The sequence below is a fragment of the Shewanella sp. M-Br genome, from assembly GCF_036245925.1.
Taxonomy (GTDB): Bacteria; Pseudomonadota; Gammaproteobacteria; order Enterobacterales; family Shewanellaceae; genus Shewanella; species Shewanella oncorhynchi.
Map to the genome: position 1 here is coordinate 59212 of NZ_BJBV01000018.1, position 19227 is coordinate 78438.

Genomic DNA, 19227 nt, shown 5'->3' on the forward strand with positions numbered 1-19227 from the left:
ATTTGCTAACACGAATTTTACTGTTTATCTATAGGGTGAATCTTGCGTTAGAACACGTTTTTATCCGTTGAACATGAGTTTAGCTAAGTAAGCGGTTCGTTAGCTTAAAATAGCAGCTATTTTATTGGGTTAACGCATTTTCTATCCATGGTTGCATCCAAGCCGCAATCTGAGCTTGCGCCTTTTCGTTGGGATGAATGCCATCCCTTTGCATTAATTCTGGATGGGGCGCGATATCCTGCATAAAGAAGGGGATCAACACTATATCCTGGGTTTTAGATATGTCTTGATACACTTGGGTGAACTTTTGGGTATAGCGAGGGCCATAGTTAGGCGGTACCATGATCTCGGTCAGCAGCACTTTTGCGCCGCTATCTTTGGCTAGGGTAATGATTTGGATTAGATTATTTTCGAGTTGCGTTGGGGGGAATCCACGTAAACCATCATTACCTCCTAGCTCAATGACCACAAGATCGGGAGCAACAGAATCGAGCAAGGCGGGTAATCGGCGTAGGCCGCCCGCTGTGGTTTCGCCGCTCACTGAGCCATTGGTAAACTGATGTTCGGGCAGATTTTTTTGCAGTAGTGCTACCCAGCCTGACTGTTCTGCCATGCCGTAGCTAGCGCCTAAGCTATCGCCGAGGATCAGTATCTTTGCCGCGTGAGCGGGCGTGACCATGAGTACACTCAGTAGGATGAATGCCCCTAGGGTCTTCGCCATTGATTTTAATCTTAGCGATTGATACCAGAACGATTTATATAAGAAGGATCCTATGTCTAACGTCATCTTAAAAAACAGTGCCATTAATGTTGTTAACCTCGAAAAATCAGTGATTACTCAGGAAGGAACGCTCACTATCCTCAAGGGCATTAACTTAGATGTCAAGCAAGGTGAGAGTGTGGCTATTCTCGGCCCATCAGGTTCAGGCAAATCCACCTTATTGGGATTGCTTGCGGCGCTTGATACGCCTACGTCGGGGGAGATTTGGCTCGATGGTGTGGCATTATCACCACTGAATGAAGAGCAAAAAGCGGCACTGCGTAAACAGAAGGTCAGCTTTATTTTTCAATCCTTTATGTTAGTTGATACCTTAACTGCGCTCGAGAACGTCATGTTACCCGCCGAGCTTGCAGGCGTGAGCAATGCCAAGGAAAAAGCGCAGGCCATGTTGGTGCGGGTTGGTTTATCCCATCGCTTGACCCATTTACCCAAACAGCTTTCGGGTGGTGAACAGCAAAGGGTGGCAATTGCCCGCGCTTTTATCTGTGAACCTACAGTTTTGTTTGCCGATGAACCAACAGGCAATTTAGATAGCGTCAACGGCCATAAGATTGCCGATATGTTGTTTGAGCTTAATCAAGAAAGCCATACAACCTTAGTCCTTGTTACCCATGATCTGCTGCTGGCCAAGCGGTGTGAGCGTCAATTGGTGATGGATAACGGCCATTTACAGGAAGATATCACTCAAACAGAACCGCTAGCCGATGTTAAGGAGGCTTAATAATGGAGTTAAGTCTGGCATGGCGCCTGTTTAAACGCGAGTTACAGCAGGGACAATTGTTATTGATTATCCTCGCTATTACGCTCGCGGTTTTGTCTGTGAGTGGCTTGGCGCGGGTGAGTGAACGTCTGCAAGTGGCAATTAGTGGTCAAGCTTCACAGTTTATTGCTGCCGACCGTATTATCGATTCGCCGGTTAAAATTGATGCGGCGATTTTATCCAAAGCCGAAGCGCTTGGGCTTAAGCATGTGACTAACATGCAATTTAATTCCATGGTCTATTCGGGAGATAAGTTTCAGTTAGTCACAGTACGCGCCGTAGAGTCGGGTTACCCGCTTAAGGGCGATATTGAACTCACCAGCGGTAAAACCAAGGCGTTACCTCAAGCGGGCGAAATCTGGTTTGAGACTCGCTTAGGCGGACTTTTGGGTTATCCCAAATCCATCGAACTAGGTAACAGTGAATTTGTGCTCAGCAATGAGATCAGCCGCTTACCCGACGCGGGCTTTAATCCTTTTGCTTCATCGCCCGTGGTATTGATGCGCATGGAGGATGTCGCCAAAACGGGAGTGATTCAACCGGGCAGCCGCGTGACTTATCTGTATCAATTTGCTGGCGATGAAGCTTCGCTTACGGCCTTTGAGCAAAGTGTTAAACCGCTTTTGAATAGCACCCAGCGTTGGGTCGATGTGCAATCCGGTGACTCGCCGATAGCGGGAGCGGTTAAGCGAGCTGAGCGCTTCCTACTGCTAGCAAGTTTGATGGGCATTGCATTGGCCTGCGCGGCGATAGGTATTGCCGCACAGCGTTATTGTCAGCGTCATTACGATGTGGTGGCCATGCTGAAAACCTTTGGCGCCTCGGCAAAGCAAATTCGCCTGTTGTTTGGTACTCATTTATTGTTGGTAACACTACTGGGAATTGGTCTAGGTCTAATTGGGGGAGGGTTACTCGATTTTGGGATCAGTTATCTATTACCACCTGAAATTGCGGCCTATTCACCGCCACTCACACGGCCATTATTACTCGGTATCAGCACTGGGCTCATCAGCGCCTTTATGTTTTCGGCTTATCCATTGATGCGTTTACTGGCTATTCCGCCACTTCGGGTGTTGCAGCGTCAGTTAGAAGGCTTACAGCTTGGTATGTGGCTGCATTTGCTACTGAGTCTAGGGGCTATGGCGCTACTGGGCTATTTGTATTCCCAAAGTTGGACTTTGACTCTGACTGTGGTCGCGGCTGTGCTATTGCTGGCTGTGCTATTAAGTCTGCTTGGATTTGTGATGATACGAGCAGGACACAGTGTTGGTATGAAGACTACCAATCCTTTGCAATTAGCGCTGGCGGGGCTAAGGCGTCGTGCGCGGCAAAATGCGGTGCAATTGGTTGGCTTTAGCGCTGCACTGGTACTGTTATTGACTATTTTGGCGTTAAGACAAGATTTACTTAACGAATGGCAAAAACAGTTGCCCGAAAATGCGCCTAATTATTTCCTTGTCAATATTGCGCCTGATGATGCAAAGCCCTTGAATGATTTCATGACGGCGAAGGGGATAGTGGCGACAGATATTTATCCGGTGATCCGTGGCCGATTAACTCAAATTAACGGTGAAGCGCTGATTTCGAATGAACAGTCAGAAGCGGGTGAAAAGGGAAGAGTGGGCATTTCGCGCGAGTTAAACCTAACGTGGCGCAATACACTGCCTGCTAACAACGAACTGTTAGAGGGGCATTTTAATCAAGCCGCTGATGAAGTGTCGGTGGAGTCCGGCGTGGCGGAGCGTCTAGGTATTGGTCTTGGCGATAAGCTGACTTACGTGATTGATAATCAAGAGCTCACAGTTAAAGTTGCCAGTATTCGTGCCGTACACTGGGAAACGCTGCAACCGAACTTCTTTATGATTTTCACTCAAGAAGCGCTCGCGCCTTTTGCTTATACTTCGATGGCGAGTTTTTATTTAAATGACCAGTCAACAAATGACCCCGCAACAAACGGCCAAGCGCTGAGTGCCGATGGTACGCCTAAGGATGCAGTGATCCTTGCGCTTATTCAGCAATTTCCGACGATATCTATCATAGATGTTGGCGCTATGGTGGGGCAGTTGCGGCAGATAATTGAGCAAGTGTCGCTGTCGTTGTCTTTAGTGCTGGCCTTAGTGTTATTAGCCAGTGCCTTAGTCTTGATTGCACAGACTGAGGCTGGCATGGCAACTCGGCAACGTGAACTGGCGGTGTTACGTACCTTTGGTGCTTCAGGATGGTTATTGCGCAGTGCAACGGGTTTAGAGTTCGCCTTACTTGGCGGTATTGCGGGTGTGTTAGCCGTAATTGTGGCCGAATTTGCGTTATATCTACTTAAGACGCAAGTATTTGAACTTAATGTATACATGCACTGGCCTTGGTGGGGTATTGCCCCTGTTTCTGGAGCCTTAATCGTCGCCTTACTAGGGGTTTGGCGTTGTCGACAATTGCTCAGCCAATCTTGCTCTGAGCTATTAAAGGCTGGGAGCTAGGGCGGTTTGTGAACTCTGTTGATGGGCTAAAACATAAAGCTTATTAAGACAACAAGCTGAGCCAACATTAAAAGCACTGATGCGACATAAGCTCAGTGCTTTTTTGTTATGGGGTTGATTCTGCTGCACTTGAATTGAATATGCTTTTTACATCGGCTTACAAATTGATCTGTGCTTAAGCAGGTAGCAACAGAACTTAGTGCAACGCAATGGGTCTATCTAACTGAGGACATCGACTAGCTTATATATGCCATAGAGGGAATATTATGTTCAAAGGAATAACAAAACTGCTTAAGGATAATCGCTCCTTTTTTCTGTTTATCAGCTTAATGTTAGTGTTCAGGAGCGCTGTGGCAGATTGGAATACTGTGCCATCGGGTTCTATGCTGCCGACTATCGTCGAGGGGGATCGCATTCTTGTTAATAAGATGGCTTATGATCTTAGGGTGCCATTTACGCATATCGCATTAGTTAAACTGGCAGATCCTGCTCGTGGCGATATTGTGGTATTTGACTCGAAAAAGGCCGATAAAAAGCTGATTAAGCGGGTAATAGCTGTGCCAGGCGATACTGTGATGATGCAGGATAATCGCTTGTATTTAAACGGCGAACTGCTCAGCTACACATCCCAAGCATTGAGTGCTTATGCTCCCGCTGATGTGACAGAAATGCAGGAATATTTACTCGGTATGGTCCATAGTATTCGCCTTAACCCTGTACCCTCAAGGCTTGCCAATTTTGGACCTGTCACAGTGCCGGATGCGCATTATTTAGCCCTGGGTGATAATCGTGATAACAGCGCTGACTCTCGGGTTATTGGCTTCGTGCCCCGTGATGAGATTGTTGGCCGTTCAAGTTCAGTCGTTTTCTCCCTTGATTATGATGATTATTACCTGCCTCGGCCTGAACGCTTAATGCGTGAATTCTAGTCTTAATTATTTTGAACCATGAAATAGGGCGCCAAAGTCGGCGCCCTATTTTTTAAGTGATTGAGTTATAAACAACTACTTCATAAAGCTCAGATAGCCCTGTAAGACAATTAAGTTAACTATGTCGATGAAGAAGGCACCGACGATAGGTACTACCATAAAGGCTTGGGGTGATGGCCCTGTGCGTGAGACTAGCGCGCCCATATTCATTACCGCTGTTGGGGTTGCCCCCATACCAAAGCCGCAGTGGCCACCGGTGATCACCGCAGCATCGTAATTACTGCCCATGACTTTGAACGTCACGAAATAGGCAAAAATGGCCAACACTGCGGTTTGTACCAGTAATATCACCAGTAGCGGGATCGCTAAATCAAAAATTTCCCATAACTTTAAAGTCATTAAGGCCATTGAGAGGAAGAGTGACAGCGCGACAGTCCCTATCACATCGATGCTTTCGGTATGGGGTTTGTAACCGCGGGTGAGTTCTGTGAGATTAGCGATGAGCACGCCAAGAAAAAGAGCATATACAAAGTCGGGCATCTTTAGCCATGCAATACCCGATTGGCTGATCCACAGCGTGAGCCATTTTGATCCTGCAACACACAACAACAGCACAAACAGAGTTTCTAATATGGTTTTGGCGGTGACTTGGTCTTCTTCTAAGTGATCATAAGTGACTAAATGTGGATGTTCACTGTGATGCTTGCGGCCAACCCCATAGCGAGAAACAAGATTATGCTTACCGATTAATCGCTGCGCGACGGGGCCACCGATGATCCCACCCATGATCAAACCAAAGGTTGCCGCAGCCATAGCAAACTCTAAGGTGTTGATACCGTAGCGCTCAGCAAAGGTTTGTGACCAAGCAACGCCGGTACCATGCCCGCCCGACAGGGTAATTGATCCTGCGATAAGTCCCATGATGGGATCGAGCCCCAATAGACTGGCTAAACTGACGCCGACGGCATTTTGAATCACAATATACACTGAGGCCACACCTAAAAAGATGAAGACTTTTTTACCACCGCTGAGCAATAGTTTGTAGTTTGCCGAGAGGCCGATTGTGCTAAAAAACATCAGCATTAAGGTATTTTGCAGTGATAGGCTGAAGTCGAGACTGATATTTTGAAAGTGAAGAAATGTGACTCCCGCGGCGACAACAAGGCCACCCACTATGGGTTCGGGGATATTATATTGCCTGAAAACACGTACATGGCGATTGATAGAGTGGCCGATAAACAGCACGAAAATGGCAATTAAAAATGATTCTAGCTCGCCAATCATATAGGTCATGTGCATGAAAATTCCTTACAAACTGTCTTAGTGCGGGCGTTTCATTGGGCACAATGTCCAATGAGAAGTAACCCATCTTGTTATTAAGTACCTGCTAATGCTGGATGTTAAGCGCTTGATGTCGAGGACAGATCAGTGTCAATCCGATAAAAAATTTAAAGGACGAGTAGGCGCGAGTGTGTATCGTTTTATGGTCTACAGACCAAGAACAGCAGATTAAATAGCCTGTTCCTGAGCATAAATAACTGTCTATTTATGAGGTGTTGCTGAGTCTATCTGTGGTCAAGGCTGAGGCGATTAATGCGTGCCTCCTATGACCGAATGAAGGCGAGTTTAGCAGAAAATGGACGGATTGTCGCTAAATCATAATATAAATCATGATGTTACATTCTTGTTTTTCTAGTGTTGCTAAAATAATGGCAAGATTGACGTTACAATATACCTGGCTGTTGAGCGGATTTGAGTACTAAGATCCGCCTGCATTAGCGACTGATTTTATCAGCATATTTAAGCTGAGTTTAGGCTCTAGCGTGCTAGCCTATTTGGCTAACACGTTTGTTAAGGCGTTATCAAGATCACTGAATTGAAACTGAAAACCCGCTTCGAGGGCACGTTTGGGGTAAACAAATTGCCCTTCCGTCAGCAGCTCCGACATTTCGCCCATCGCTAAGCGTAATGCAAGCGGTGGGGTCGTGATTAACGCTGGGCGATTAAGTGCTTTTCCGAGCGCTTTGGTAAACACAGCGTTACTCACTGGATTGGGTGCAGTGGCATTAAATATGCCTTTACAGTGTTGTTGAGTGAGTAAAAAATCAATAAGGGAAATGAGATCCTGCACATGGATCCAGCTCATACCTTGGCGTCCATGGCCAATTGGGCCACCGAGTCCGAGTTTAAATGGCGGTAACATTTTCTCTAAGGCACCACCTTTGCCTAGCACGATACCAATACGGATAATACAGACGCGTGTGTGCTCTGAGGTTGCATTTAGCGCCTCTTGTTCCCATTTTCGACAGATGTCATGGCTAAACTCAACATGGGCGCCACTAGACTCATCGAGTAATTTATCATCGTGCCGCCCGTAATAACCTACTGCCGAACCACTCACCATGATCTGAGGAGGAGTGCTACTCTGTTGTATTAACTGAGTTAATCTTGCCGTAATATTCCAGCGACTATCACAAATGCGCTGCTTCTGGTTTTTACTCCAACGTTTAGCGACTATGGGTTCACCCGCAAGATTTACGATGGCATCAATGTGATTTAAGTCGCTTAGCGCATCGAGACTCTCGAGGTAATGGTGCTGATTGCCGAGCATTTTTTGTGTTTGTTGCACTGAGCGAGTTAATAACGTCAGTTGATGATATGGCGCCAGTCGTTCGACTAATTGGCGACCAATAAAGCCGCTTGCGCCGGTGATCAGTATATTCATGGAACCTCTCTTAATTGGTTAAGCTCTGCGGATATATACCAAAATGCGGTGTGCAACGATCACTTAGTCGGAGTATTTTTAGCCAGATTATTTTTGATAACATAACTCCATCGAGACTGAATCGGCAAAGCGTAGTGCATGGGGTTTGTCGATTTCGACACTGGCAAATTCAACCCAAGGATGCTCACTGGCGATGGCCAGCGTTTGGCTGGTGAGATTTTCGAGTAATGAGAAACGGTTATTCTCAATCAGTTCAATGATCTTTTTGGTAATTGTGCGGTAATTGAGCGCATCCTCGACATTGTCACTGTTGCGGGCACGTTCGGCACAATAATGGATCACGACATTAATGATCACGTCTTGGCGATTTTGAATTTCATCTTCTTTAATGCCAATAAAAGTACGAAGTCTTAAGTTTTTAATGCGTATAATCGCGGTTTCTGGTTTCATAATGACAAATGGCTATCTTAAGCTAAAGTTGCTGAGGTTAAGTGGTTTCAAGGGTTAGCCTAACAATTTTATCTAAGATCAAGAAGGATTTTTAATAAATGACTCGACCTAATGCGCCCTCTGCTGCTTATCGTGGCTTTGCGGTTATGGCCTTTGTAGTGATTATTTTGGCAGGGATTAAGGCGGCGAGCCCGATTGTGGTGCCGTTTGTGCTGTCCAGTTTTCTTGCGGTGATTTGTAATCCTGCAATCGGTTTGATGACAAAGTTCCGTGTGCCTAAATGGCTGGCAGTGATCCTCTTGATGGGTTTTATTGTGTTGATGGGCCTATGGTTAGCCTCAGTCGTTGGCAGTTCTGTCAATGAGTTTTCTAAACAATTGCCCCAATATCGCGATCAGCTGGTGGAGCAGTTTTCGTGGATTATCCATAAATTACAGGCATTAAATATTCAGATTTCGAAGGATCAGGTATTAGCCTATTTTGACCCAGGTATGGCCTTGTCTATGACCACGAATATGCTATCGGGTGTCGGCAATGTGATGGCGAATTTATTTCTGATCATCCTCACTATCGTCTTTATGCTGTTTGAAGCTCAGTCGCTGCCAAAGAAATTGCACCTGGCATTGGACGATCCCGATATGCGCTTAAAGCAGATTGACCGCTTTTTACAATCTGTGAATCAGTACATGGTGATCAAGACCTTAGTGAGTTTGGCTACTGGGATCATCGTCGGTGTGGGATTGACCTTCATCGGCGTGGATTACGCCATGTTATGGGCGGTGATTGCTTTCCTGTTTAATTACATTCCCAATATTGGTTCTATCATTGCCGCCATTCCAGCGGTGTTGTTGGCCTTTATTCAGCTTGGCCCTGCGGCTGCGGGGGGGACTGCACTTTTGTACGTGGGTGCCAACATGGTGATGGGCAATATCATTGAGCCTAAATTTATGGGGCGCGGTCTGGGGTTATCGACCTTAGTGGTGTTTTTATCATTAATTTTCTGGGGCTGGTTATTAGGTTCTGTGGGCATGTTGCTGTCAGTGCCATTGACTATGGTGGTTAAAATTGCCCTCGAATCGAGTAAGAGTGGTAATTGGTTAGCCATTTTATTATCGGACGATATCGAAGATAAGTTCTTGGCCAGTAACACGGAAAATGCAATTCCCAATGGCGATGAAGCCAATACAAGTGCAACTGAGAGTAAGTAATAGAAGATGCAAAGTTTTATACAAGCGCTAGCGACAATTGAGTTAGGTGATGATGCGGTGCGGTTATTCCACGGCCGCGGTGGGCATTACGTGGGTTGTGAGCACCTATGTTTAGATTGGTTTGCACCCGTACTATTGCTGACCAGCTTTACTCCCTTGGAGGATACGGATTTAACCCTCTGCCAACAGGCGATTGCAGCGCGCTGGCAAGCTATTCGGCCAGATAGCCAATTGAATTTAGTCTACCAATACCGTAGTGCGGGGGAGACGTTTACCCAATTATTGCAAGGTGAAGTGCCTGAGCCGCATATCGTTAGCGAAAATGGCGCACGGTTTCAGGTGCACCTAATGCGTGGACAAAACCACGGACTCTTCCTCGATATGGCCAATGGCCGCGAGTGGGTGAGAGCAAACGCCCGTTATAAAAAGGTGCTTAATTTGTTCGCTTATACCTGTGGTTTCTCGGTCGCGGCATTACAAGGGGGGGCCGATGAAGTTGTGAATATGGACATGAGCAAAGGCGCATTAGGCATAGGTAAGCAGAACCATTTGCTGAATGGCTTTAGCGCGGGAGCCCGTTTTTTAGGCCATGATATTTTTAAATCTTGGGGCAAACTGAAAAAGCTCGGTCCCTACGACATTGTTGTTGCCGATCCACCGAGCAATCAGAAGGGCAGTTTTGTTGCGACTAAGGATTATGTGCGTTTAATTAGGCGTTTACCTGAGTTGCTTGCCGAGAATGGCGAAGTATTACTGTGTCTAAATGCACCTGAACTCGATACCACTTTCCTGCGTCAACAGGTAGCGGAAGCAGCACCTGCACTCGAATACATAGAGCGCTTAGCCAATCCGCTAGCCTTTATGGATGTGTCGGAAGAGAAGTCACTTAAGGTGCTTCGCTACCGCTTATCGACTCAAGCCTAGGCCTGATTTAGCTTAACTGGCCTTTTTGTCGGCTTAGGTTGAGTGTTTAGTTTTTTACACTGTCGCTTATTACACAGTCACTTATTACTCTGCACTTATTATTCAGTAGCTTAATCGCTCAGATAGCTGCGATCGCCCATAGGTTTCAATCACTTCACTGACTTGATGTTGGTCTAAGTGTTTGAGGGCGAAATTTCACCATAAAGCCTGCCCTGAATATCTAATGGCATTCCCTAGATTCATTTTATGTAAGCGATTTCTGTTAATCGCTTTTGTGTATAAAGCGAATGATGAAATGGCGTCAGCATGGCCTCAATACCCTCGTAGAAAGTGAAAGTCTTTCATGTCGAATCACTGATTGTGAGCTATTTAAATGATAACTAGCCTTAAATACCATGTTTGGCTATACAAAACTGAAAGTTTTCTGTAATTATGGCTTTTGCTTTGTTATACTCCCGCCCACGGAATGTATCCCTTTCCTCATAGGCAAAATGTCAGCATAGAATGGCAAGCCTCTGCGACCTTACCCAATCAAGCAGGAGTTGTTATGGAAGTTCATGAATACGAAAATGCTTATTATCAAGTGAAAGACGATGTACTAACGTCTTTACCTGCTGAAAGCGAAGAAGAAGTGATCCAAGCTTAATCGATAACGATTAAACTGACGGTACTTATGAGTCGGACGTAACAAAACAAGCACATTGAAATAGCAACCTTAGGGTTGCTATTTTTTTGGCAGAAAGTAAGCAGAATGATTGTATGACAAGGTATGCGCGGTGAAAGCAGGCAAGAAAGGGGGTTAACCGTTAACTTTGCGCTTTTCAGGCAGAAGTTCGACGATAATCCATTGGCTCCCAATTTTGTGTAGGCGTATGGTCCTGTCATCAATCCATGGTTGACCACCTTTAAGACCTTTCATTTTGACCACAACAATGACGTCTTTGGTAAATTTGCGGAAGAAGTCGATATCGATATCATCAATTTCCATTTCAACATTGGTCATAGATAGGCCGAGCATATTACGCTGTACGGCTGCGGCAATGTGGTAATGGGTGAGCACTTGTTTAATGGGATCGTCGACGTATTGCTTGGCTTGTTCAACATTACGATCAACATAAATCGCTTGAAAAAAGCCTAAGCTCACTTCTTCCGGTGATAACTGGCGCTGCTCTTGCGTTGAGGGATCGCCACAACCGAAGAGAAACAGGAGGGAGAAAAAAAATAGAGTTCGCATAAGTTTTAGTTATTGGAATTTGTTCCGAGTATCGCGATTTTAGCTGTAATGTACAAGTCTTGTCGTGATTCGCTGTCTATTGTGAAAAGCATTGACTCAAACCTCATGTGTGTGGCATATAGTTAGGAGTCATATAAAAAGGTTATCCACAGAAACTGTGGAAAACTATGTTGAAGACTTCAGTGATACTTTGTAAGTCACTGATATTGTCTTGCTTTATTTGCTGGTTAAAAAGTGACGCTTTTCTGCTTTCCATTATGTTCCACTTCTACTTGTGGATATTTTTCGCAATTTGCCGAGCTTATTCACACTGCATAATTCGATATTTCTCGTTTTTTCTTCATCTTTTGTAATTTCGACTTATCCATTAAGCGATTCTTGCGATCAACGGTATGGTTTACGCTAAATTTGAGCATAAAAAAGCACCGGTAATAACCAGTGCTTTTTTGTGCGTAACGCTATGCAGATTTAATGCTGTTAGCCTTTAGCTGCGTCGTTTTGTGCGGCTTGAATTGCCGTTAGTGCGATAGTGTAGACGATGTCATCGACTAACGCGCCGCGAGACAAGTCGTTCACAGGTTTGCGCATACCTTGCAGCATAGGACCAATACTGATCAGATCGGCGCTTCGCTGTACGGCCTTGTAAGTCGTGTTGCCTGTATTAAGGTCTGGGAACACGAAAACGGTAGCTTGACCAGCGACAGGGCTATTAGGTGCCTTAGAGCGTGCAACGTTTGGCATGACTGCCGCATCGTATTGCAATGGACCATCAATAATCAGATCTGGGCGTTTTTCTTTGGCAATACGGGTTGCTTCACGCACTTTATCCACATCAGAACCTGTACCTGAGTTGCCAGTTGAGTAGCTGATCATTGCCACTCTTGGCTCGATACCGAAGGCTTTTGCTGATTCTGCCGATTGGATGGCGATATCAGCTAACTGCTCAGCATTGGGATCTGGGTTAATCGCACAGTCACCGTAAACAAGCACTTGATCTGGCATCAGCATAAAGAAGATGGATGAAACTAAGCTTGAGCCCGGTGCCGTTTTGATCAATTGCAGTGGTGGGCGAATGGTATTGGCTGTGGTGTTAACCGCACCAGAAACGATACCGTCGACTTCGTTTTGCGCCAGCATCATAGTGCCGAGCACCATGTTGTCTTCTAACTGTTCACGGGCAACGACTTCAGTTAAGCCTTTGCTGCGACGCAGTTCCAACATAGGTTCTACGTAACGATCGCGCACTTCTTCTGGATCGATAATGATCACGCCTTCGCCAAGCACCACATCTTGCTGTGCGGCGATACGCAGGATTTCATCTTTTTTACCTAAAAGCACACAGCGAGCAATACCGCGTTCTGCACAAATGGCCGCCGCTTTAATGGTACGCGGCTCATCACCTTCTGGCAGCACCACAGTCTTGTGGGCGGCGCGCGCTAATTCCGTGAGTTTGTAACGGAAAGCTGGTGGTGACAGGCGATGCTCACGGGGCGAGTTTTTAGTCACGCTTTCAATCCACGTTTGGTCAATGTGGCTGGCCACATAATCCTGCACCAGATCGATACGGACGGCGTCATCAACGGGTACTTCATGGTCGAAACGTTGAATGTTGAGCGAGGTTTGCCAAGTGTTACTGTCGATCAAGAACACAGGTAAACCAGTTTCAAAGGCCTGTTCACACAGCTTAAGGATTTCTGGCTCTGGCTCGTAGCTACCAGTTAATAACAGGGCACCAATTTTCACGCCGTTCATGGCCGCAAGACAGGCTGATACGATCACATCTGAGCGATCACCTGAGGTTACAAGCAAGGAGTCAGTCTTGATATGAGTGACCATGTTCGGGATACTGCGGGCACAAAAGGTTACTTTACGCAGGCGGCGGGTATGCATTTCACCAGCATTTAGAATGCGTGCACTTAAATGTTTCGCTAAATCCGACGCACGAGGTGCAACAAGATCAAGGTTGTATGGCACGCTGCCTAAAATGCGCAGTGGGCTCTTACCCGGCAGTTGGAACATGCTGGCCGCATCTGAGCGTTGAACACCTTGGTGATCAAAGACTTCAGATAAGTCAGGGCGCGCGCGACCTTCGTCGTCAACGGGGGCACCAATCTTGTTGATCACAGCACCAATCAGGCGTTTGTTCTTTTTTCCGCCCCAAGAGTTATAGGCGATTTCGAGACGATTCATTAGCCCTGTAGCCGTATCACTGCCTGGTGTGGCAATAAAAATCACGTCGGCATCCATGGCTTTAGCGATGGCATAGTTCACATCATCGGCGAAGGGATGATTACGTGTTGGCACTAAACCTTCGACAATTAAGGTCTCTGTGTTGCTAGCGCAATCGGCCGCACGGGCGATGATTTGCTCCATTAAGACGTCGATTTGGTCGGCGCGAATTAAGGCTTCGGCATGGGCCATGTCGAAGGGCTCTAAGGGATTTACTGTTGGCGATTTGCTCAGAATAGTGGTTGAGCGTTCTGGGCCATTATCGTTTGGACGAAGCTGAGAAATAGGCTTAAAGAACTGAACCTTAACCCCGTGGCGCTCCAGTGCGCGCACCATCCCAAGGCTTAAGGAGGTCAGGCCGACTCCAGTACCTATGGGGATTAACATAATATTACGAGACATAAAAACCTCTAGTTTCGATGGTTTTTGGCAGAATAGTTTCTGCAAATTTGCTTGTGAGTACGGCTACGTAAGGTATAAAGCCGTTTGGGTGAGCAAACGGCTTCGGCCTTTTTATTTGTTGATAAGTTTAATGGAATCTTCGGCGATAACCCATTCTTCGTTCGTTGGGATCACCATGGCAATCGTGCCTTTATCTTGGGTGATGATACCTTTCTTACCGAAACGCGCCGCTTTGTTGCGCTCACTATCGACATGGAAATTGAATATTTCCAGCATGTTGAGCACTTTTTCACGGATTAAATCTGAGTTTTCACCAATACCACCGGTGAAGACGACTGCATCTAAACGGCCCAGTGGCACAGTGTAAGAGGCGATGTACTTGGCTAAGCGGTAGCAGAAGATTTCTAAGGCTAAGGTCGCGCCTTTATGGCCCTCGGCGTAACCTTCTTCGATGCCACGGCAATCGTTGGTCAGCTCGGAAATACCCAGCAGACCACTTTGCTTGTTCATCAGGTTATTCACTTCTTCTAAGGTGTAACCCAGTTGATGAACTAAGTGGTAGATGATTGAAGGGTCAATATCGCCACAACGAGTGCCCATCACTAAACCTTCTAATGGGGTTAACCCCATAGAAGTGTCGACACTTTTGCCGCCTTTGATGGCGGTGACTGACGCGCCGTTGCCTAAGTGAGCACAGATTACATTCGTTTCTTCAATTGGCTTGTTGAGCATTTTTGCCGCTTCACGGCTAACGAATAAATGACTCGTGCCATGCATGCCATAACGACGGATACCGTGTTCACGGTATAACTTGTAAGGCAGGGCGTAGACATAAGCTCTGTCTGGCATGCTTTGGTGGAAAGCGGTATCAAATACAGCAACCTGTGGCAATTTAGGGAAAGAGGCCATTGCCGCGCGGATGCCGATAAGGTGAGCAGGATTGTGCAGTGGGGCTAATGAAGCACAGTCTTCGATACCTTTGATCACGCTCTCATCGATGATCACTGAGCGAGTGAATTTCTCACCACCGTGAACGATACGATGGCCAACGGCCTGAATTTTTGCTGCTAATTCAGGTTGTTCCGCAAGAATTTTATTAACAATGTATTCAACTGCTTCACGGTGAGCCGTAAATGCACCTAAGGCTGCTTCATGTTTTTCGCCGTTGATTTTCCATTTAATGCGAGAGTCTTCTAAACCAAAACATTCGGCTAAGCCAGAAATTTGGTCGTCACCTGTTTGCGCGTCAATGACGGCAAATTTGAGAGAAGAGCTACCGCAATTGAGAACTAAAACCAGTTTATTTGACATGTGTAAACCCTTTGCCATTGTGTTTAATATAACGATTCAAAATAATGAGGAACTGCGGTGTTTTTACCATATCAGTCTTGGGGCGATTCGCCAGATTGTGCTATGGTAAGAGCAGTATTCCATTGTAGTTGGTGTCTAAGATTGAGCATTAAGATCCTCAAAACCTTAGGTGATGGTCATCAGTATATGAAGACTTGGCCTATGGTTAGACAACTGGGTTTTTATTTTCCTGAGTATCGGGTCGTCCGAGCGACTCAGCTCGCCATACTGGTGATGCCAGTGCTGGCGATTTTTGTGAGCATGAGCCAGCTGTATATTCATGGTTGGGCATTTCTGCCCCAAGCTGTCACTCTCGGTTTATTTTTCATCAGCTTACCGTTACAGGGGCTGCTGTGGTTAGGCTGGCGAGCTCGCCATCCATTACCGTTAACGCTGTTCGACTGGATTAACCAGTTGAGTGCGAAGTTGTCATCCATGGGTATCAATTGCCACACGTTAGGCGCTAAGGCCTGTTACCTCGATATGGCACTGATTTTAAAAATAGCCTTTGAGCGTCTAGATGCCAGTTATTGGGAAGAACTTTAGGCCGTTGCCGCGGTTATCCCTTTTGGCTCTTTTGTTACTGTGGATTAATAAATCGCGTTAATCCCTTGCTGGACAAATACCGCTTTGATCTTTTCCATGGTTTCTCGACTCGGGGGGGATATTCCATCGAGTTGATAGCTTTCGCCCATGGCTTCCCACTTATGTTTACCTAATTCGTGATAGGGTAGTAACTCTACCTTTTCAATGTTTTTCATGGGCTTGATAAACTCGGCCAGTTGTAATGCCGATGCTTCATCGTCGGTAAATCCGCCCACTACTACATAACGTATCCACGTCGCTTGATTACGCTCTGCCAAATACTGCGCAAACTGTAATGTTCTATGGTTGCTGACTTTAGTTAACTCAATATGTTTTTCATCGTCCATGTGCTTGATGTCGAGCAGGACCAAGTCAGTGTGGTCGAGCAACTCATCAATCACTGGCGTGTACTTACGTACAAAACCATTGGTATCTAAACAGGTATGAATACCTTCTTGCTGACAAGCCGTGAATAATTCGGCGACAAATTCGGCCTGTAAAATGGCTTCACCACCACTGGCCGTAACACCACCATTGCTGGCATCGAGAAAAGGCCGATAGCTGATGATTTGACTCATTAACTCATCGACCAGAACTTCTTTTCCACCATCAAGATCCCAAGTGTCACGGTTGTGGCAATATTGGCAGCGCATTAAACAGCCCTGCATAAAGGTGATAAACCGTATGCCGGGACCATCTACTGTGCCAAAGGATTCCACCGAGTGGATCCGACCGATAACTGCCATTGTGACTCCTGTTAAAATAAGTGAGGCTGTAGCACAGTGTACTACAGCCTTGACTAATTTAGCTTACAGACCTTTTGTGAATGTACGCGTGATCACATCTTGTTGCTGCTCTGGCGTCAGTGAATTGAAGCGCACTGCATAGCCAGAAACACGGATGGTCAGCTGTGGATACTTGTCTGGATGCTTAACGGCATCTTCGAGCATCTCGCGGTTCATCACGTTGACGTTCAAGTGTTGGCCACCTTCTTTTTTGTCATTGTGGTCGAAGTATCCGTCCATCAATGCTGCTAAGTTGGTACGGCGAGCATCATCATCTTTACCCAGCGCATTTGGCACGATTGAGAAGGTATAAGAGATACCATCTTGAGCGTGGGCAAATGGGAGTTTTGCCACTGAGGTTAAAGAAGCGATTGCGCCTTTTTCATCACGGCCATGCATAGGGTTTGCACCCGGTGCAAATGGCGCACCTGAACGACGACCATCGGGTGTGTTACCGGTTTTCTTACCATAAACCACGTTTGAGGTGATGGTCAGAATTGACTGCGTTGGGATCGCATTGCGATACATTTTACGGTCGCGAATTTTCGCCATAAAACGTTCAACTAAGTCACAGGCGATATCATCTACACGTGGGTCGTTGTTACCAAATTTTGGATAGTCACCGCTGATATCGAAATCAACTGCTATGCCGTTTTCATCACGCACTGGTTTTACGGTGGCGTATTTGATGGCAGACAGTGAGTCGGCTGCGATAGATAAACCCGCAATACCACAAGCCATAGTGCGACGTACGTCTCTGTCGTGCAGCGCCATAAGCGCGGCTTCGTAAGAGTACTTATCGTGCATGTAGTGGATTGAGTTCAGTGCAGTGACATATTGAGTCGCCAACCAATCCATTAAACCGTCTAAGCGATTCATCACATCATCAAAGTTGAGCACTTCGTCTGTGATCATGTCTGCTTTAGGGGCAATCTGGATTTTCAGTTTTTCGTCTACGCCGCCGTTAATCGCATACAGCATGGTTTTCGCTAAGTTAGCGCGAGCACCGAAGAACTGCATGTGTTTACCCACAACCATAGGGCTCACACAACAGGCGATTGCATAGTCGTCTGATTGGAAATCAGGACGCATTAAGTCATCGTTTTCGTATTGGATTGAGCTAGTGTCGATAGACACTTTGGCGCAATATTTTTTGAAACCGATTGGCAGTTTATCTGACCATAATACCGTGATGTTTGGCTCTGGACTTGGACCCATAGTGTAAAGGGTGTTCAAGAAACGGAAGCTTGATTTTGTCACTAACGTACGGCCATCTAAGCCCATACCGCCGATTGACTCCGTCGCCCAAATTGGGTCGCCTGAGAACAATTCGTCGTATTCAGGGGTACGTAGGAAACGCACCATACGCAATTTCATCACGAAATGGTCAACCATTTCCTGAGCTTGTTGCTCAGTTAAGGTGCCATTTTTCAGATCACGTTCAATATAGATGTCGAGGAATGAAGAGGTACGACCTAATGACATGGCAGCGCCGTTTTGGCTCTTCACTGCAGCTAAATAGCCGAAGTAAGTCCATTGGATCGCTTCTTGTGCATTAGTCGCTGGACGAGAAATATCGAAGCCATACTTGGCAGCCATTTTCTTCATTTGGCCTAATGCACGGTGTTGCTCGGCAATTTCTTCACGTAATTGGATAACGTTAGATAACTCTTCACCCGCTTCGAACTGCGCTTGCAGTGAGCTAAATTGGGCAAACTTATCTTTCATCAGGTAATCGATACCGTAAAGTGCCACACGGCGATAGTCACCAATGATACGGCCACGGCCATAAGCATCGGGTAAGCCCGTTAAAATACCTGATTTACGACAGGCCATAATTTCGGGGGTGTAAACATCGAACACACCTTGGTTATGGGTTTTACGCAGTTCTGAATAAACGTATTTAACATCTTCATCCAGTACACGATCGTAGGCGGCGCATGAGCTTTCCACCATACGAATACCACCGTTAGGCAACATAGCGCGTTTTAGCGGCGCGTCTGTTTGTAAGCCAACGATAGTTTCTAATTCTTTGTTGATATAGCCAGCGTCGTGGGAAGTGATGGTTGAAACCATCTTAGTGTCGAAATCAACAGGCGCGTGGGTACGGTTTTCCTGTTTGATGCCTTCCATGACTTTATCCCACAATTTTGTGGTCGCTTCGGTGGCACCGGCGAGGAAGGACTCGTCGCCTTCAAAAGGCGCGTAGTTTTGTTGGATAAAGTCACGTACATTGACTTCAGATTTCCAATCGCCAGGAGTAAAGCCTTCCCATGCGTTGGCAAACAGTTCAGTTTTGTCGGTCATCGTACTAATACCTTCTGGTTGAGATAAAAGGTTATTGGCGATCAGCGTTAAGCAATGCTGAGTATAAGCCAATAGCTAATTCCT

General features: G+C 46.2%; 15 protein-coding genes. 6 read left to right on the plus strand and 9 right to left on the minus strand.

Features of this window, described 5'->3' with window-relative positions:
- Positions 1 to 121: 121 nt before the first annotated feature.
- Complete coding sequence (locus AAA952_RS15525; protein WP_263163352.1) at positions 122 to 721, minus strand: arylesterase; 600 nt, start codon at positions 719 to 721, stop codon at positions 122 to 124.
- 52 nt (positions 722 to 773) lie between these two features.
- On the opposite strand from AAA952_RS15525, the gene AAA952_RS15530 reads away from it, so the two are divergent.
- From AAA952_RS15530 to lepB, 3 genes are all read left to right on the plus strand, one after another.
- Complete coding sequence (locus AAA952_RS15530; protein ID WP_212600695.1) at positions 774 to 1502, plus strand: ABC transporter ATP-binding protein; 729 nt, start codon at positions 774 to 776, stop codon at positions 1500 to 1502.
- Between the two features lie 2 nt (positions 1503 to 1504).
- Entirely contained in the window at positions 1505 to 4015 is a 2511-nt protein-coding gene (locus AAA952_RS15535) for an ABC transporter permease (RefSeq protein ID WP_338258326.1), read from the plus strand.
- A gap of 266 nt (positions 4016 to 4281) precedes the next feature.
- Positions 4282 to 4944, plus strand: coding sequence for a signal peptidase I (lepB, locus tag AAA952_RS15540; RefSeq protein WP_263175587.1), 663 nt, complete (start codon positions 4282 to 4284; stop codon positions 4942 to 4944).
- A 75-nt stretch (positions 4945 to 5019) separates the two neighbouring features.
- Here lepB and gltS read toward each other — a convergent pair whose 3' ends face one another.
- The 3 genes from gltS to folX all read right to left on the minus strand — a co-directional run bounded on the left by gltS (position 5020) and on the right by folX (position 8119).
- The gene (gene gltS / locus AAA952_RS15545) at positions 5020 to 6243 is read right to left on the minus strand and encodes a sodium/glutamate symporter (RefSeq protein ID WP_168824169.1); all 1224 of its coding nucleotides are present in this window, start codon (positions 6241 to 6243) and stop codon (positions 5020 to 5022) included.
- A 532-nt stretch (positions 6244 to 6775) separates the two neighbouring features.
- The gene (locus AAA952_RS15550) at positions 6776 to 7669 is read right to left on the minus strand and encodes a TIGR01777 family oxidoreductase (protein ID WP_338258331.1); all 894 of its coding nucleotides are present in this window, start codon (positions 7667 to 7669) and stop codon (positions 6776 to 6778) included.
- An 87-nt stretch (positions 7670 to 7756) separates the two neighbouring features.
- Positions 7757 to 8119 (minus strand): dihydroneopterin triphosphate 2'-epimerase, encoded by a 363-nt coding sequence (folX, locus tag AAA952_RS15555; RefSeq protein WP_006082167.1) that lies wholly within the window; start codon positions 8117 to 8119, stop codon positions 7757 to 7759.
- Positions 8120 to 8217: 98 nt separating this feature from the next.
- Here folX and AAA952_RS15560 point away from each other — a divergent pair, with 98 nt between their 5' ends.
- Together AAA952_RS15560 and AAA952_RS15565 are read left to right on the plus strand one after the other, a co-directional pair.
- Positions 8218 to 9327, plus strand: a complete 1110-nt coding sequence (locus AAA952_RS15560) for an AI-2E family transporter (RefSeq protein WP_219234382.1) — start codon at positions 8218 to 8220, stop codon at positions 9325 to 9327.
- Positions 9328 to 9333: 6 nt separating this feature from the next.
- Positions 9334 to 10251: a class I SAM-dependent methyltransferase gene (locus tag AAA952_RS15565; protein ID WP_198572813.1), complete on the plus strand. Its 918-nt coding sequence runs from the start codon at positions 9334 to 9336 to the stop codon at positions 10249 to 10251.
- A 799-nt stretch (positions 10252 to 11050) separates the two neighbouring features.
- Here AAA952_RS15565 and AAA952_RS15570 read toward each other — a convergent pair.
- The 3 genes from AAA952_RS15570 to ackA form a co-directional block, all read right to left on the minus strand.
- Entirely contained in the window at positions 11051 to 11485 is a 435-nt protein-coding gene (locus tag AAA952_RS15570) for a hypothetical protein (protein ID WP_028760977.1), read from the minus strand.
- Positions 11486 to 11962: 477 nt separating this feature from the next.
- On the minus strand, positions 11963 to 14116 hold the full coding sequence (pta, locus tag AAA952_RS15575) for a phosphate acetyltransferase (protein WP_028760976.1): 2154 nt from the start codon (positions 14114 to 14116) through the stop codon (positions 11963 to 11965).
- A gap of 111 nt (positions 14117 to 14227) precedes the next feature.
- Positions 14228 to 15427: an acetate kinase gene (gene ackA / locus AAA952_RS15580; protein WP_105252134.1), complete on the minus strand. Its 1200-nt coding sequence runs from the start codon at positions 15425 to 15427 to the stop codon at positions 14228 to 14230.
- A gap of 141 nt (positions 15428 to 15568) precedes the next feature.
- On the opposite strand from ackA, the gene yfbV reads away from it, so the two are divergent.
- Complete coding sequence (yfbV, locus tag AAA952_RS15585) at positions 15569 to 16012, plus strand: terminus macrodomain insulation protein YfbV (RefSeq protein ID WP_081729091.1); 444 nt, start codon at positions 15569 to 15571, stop codon at positions 16010 to 16012.
- A gap of 44 nt (positions 16013 to 16056) precedes the next feature.
- On the opposite strand, the gene pflA is transcribed toward yfbV, so the two are convergent.
- Positions 16057 to 16797 (minus strand): pyruvate formate lyase 1-activating protein, encoded by a 741-nt coding sequence (pflA, locus tag AAA952_RS15590; RefSeq protein WP_105252135.1) that lies wholly within the window; start codon positions 16795 to 16797, stop codon positions 16057 to 16059.
- A gap of 63 nt (positions 16798 to 16860) precedes the next feature.
- On the minus strand, positions 16861 to 19143 hold the full coding sequence (gene pflB / locus AAA952_RS15595; RefSeq protein ID WP_028760972.1) for a formate C-acetyltransferase: 2283 nt from the start codon (positions 19141 to 19143) through the stop codon (positions 16861 to 16863).
- Between the last annotated feature and the right edge of the window lie 84 nt (positions 19144 to 19227).

Bases quoted from the DNA above. Each gene is read 5' to 3' on its own strand.
- AAA952_RS15525 (WP_263163352.1), bottom strand. From the start codon at position 721: ATGGCGAAGACCCTAGGGGCATTCATCCTACTGAGTGTACTCATGGTC.
- AAA952_RS15530 (WP_212600695.1), top strand. From the start codon at position 774: ATGTCTAACGTCATCTTAAAAAACAGTGCCATTAATGTTGTTAACCTC.
- AAA952_RS15535 (WP_338258326.1), top strand. From the start codon at position 1,505: ATGGAGTTAAGTCTGGCATGGCGCCTGTTTAAACGCGAGTTACAGCAG.
- lepB (WP_263175587.1), top strand. From the start codon at position 4,282: ATGTTCAAAGGAATAACAAAACTGCTTAAGGATAATCGCTCCTTTTTT.
- gltS (WP_168824169.1), bottom strand. From the start codon at position 6,243: ATGCACATGACCTATATGATTGGCGAGCTAGAATCATTTTTAATTGCC.
- AAA952_RS15550 (WP_338258331.1), bottom strand. From the start codon at position 7,669: ATGAATATACTGATCACCGGCGCAAGCGGCTTTATTGGTCGCCAATTA.
- folX (WP_006082167.1), bottom strand. From the start codon at position 8,119: ATGAAACCAGAAACCGCGATTATACGCATTAAAAACTTAAGACTTCGT.
- AAA952_RS15560 (WP_219234382.1), top strand. From the start codon at position 8,218: ATGACTCGACCTAATGCGCCCTCTGCTGCTTATCGTGGCTTTGCGGTT.
- AAA952_RS15565 (WP_198572813.1), top strand. From the start codon at position 9,334: ATGCAAAGTTTTATACAAGCGCTAGCGACAATTGAGTTAGGTGATGAT.
- AAA952_RS15570 (WP_028760977.1), bottom strand. From the start codon at position 11,485: ATGCGAACTCTATTTTTTTTCTCCCTCCTGTTTCTCTTCGGTTGTGGC.
- pta (WP_028760976.1), bottom strand. From the start codon at position 14,116: ATGTCTCGTAATATTATGTTAATCCCCATAGGTACTGGAGTCGGCCTG.
- ackA (WP_105252134.1), bottom strand. From the start codon at position 15,427: ATGTCAAATAAACTGGTTTTAGTTCTCAATTGCGGTAGCTCTTCTCTC.
- pflA (WP_105252135.1), bottom strand. From the start codon at position 16,797: ATGGCAGTTATCGGTCGGATCCACTCGGTGGAATCCTTTGGCACAGTA.
- pflB (WP_028760972.1), bottom strand. From the start codon at position 19,143: ATGACCGACAAAACTGAACTGTTTGCCAACGCATGGGAAGGCTTTACT.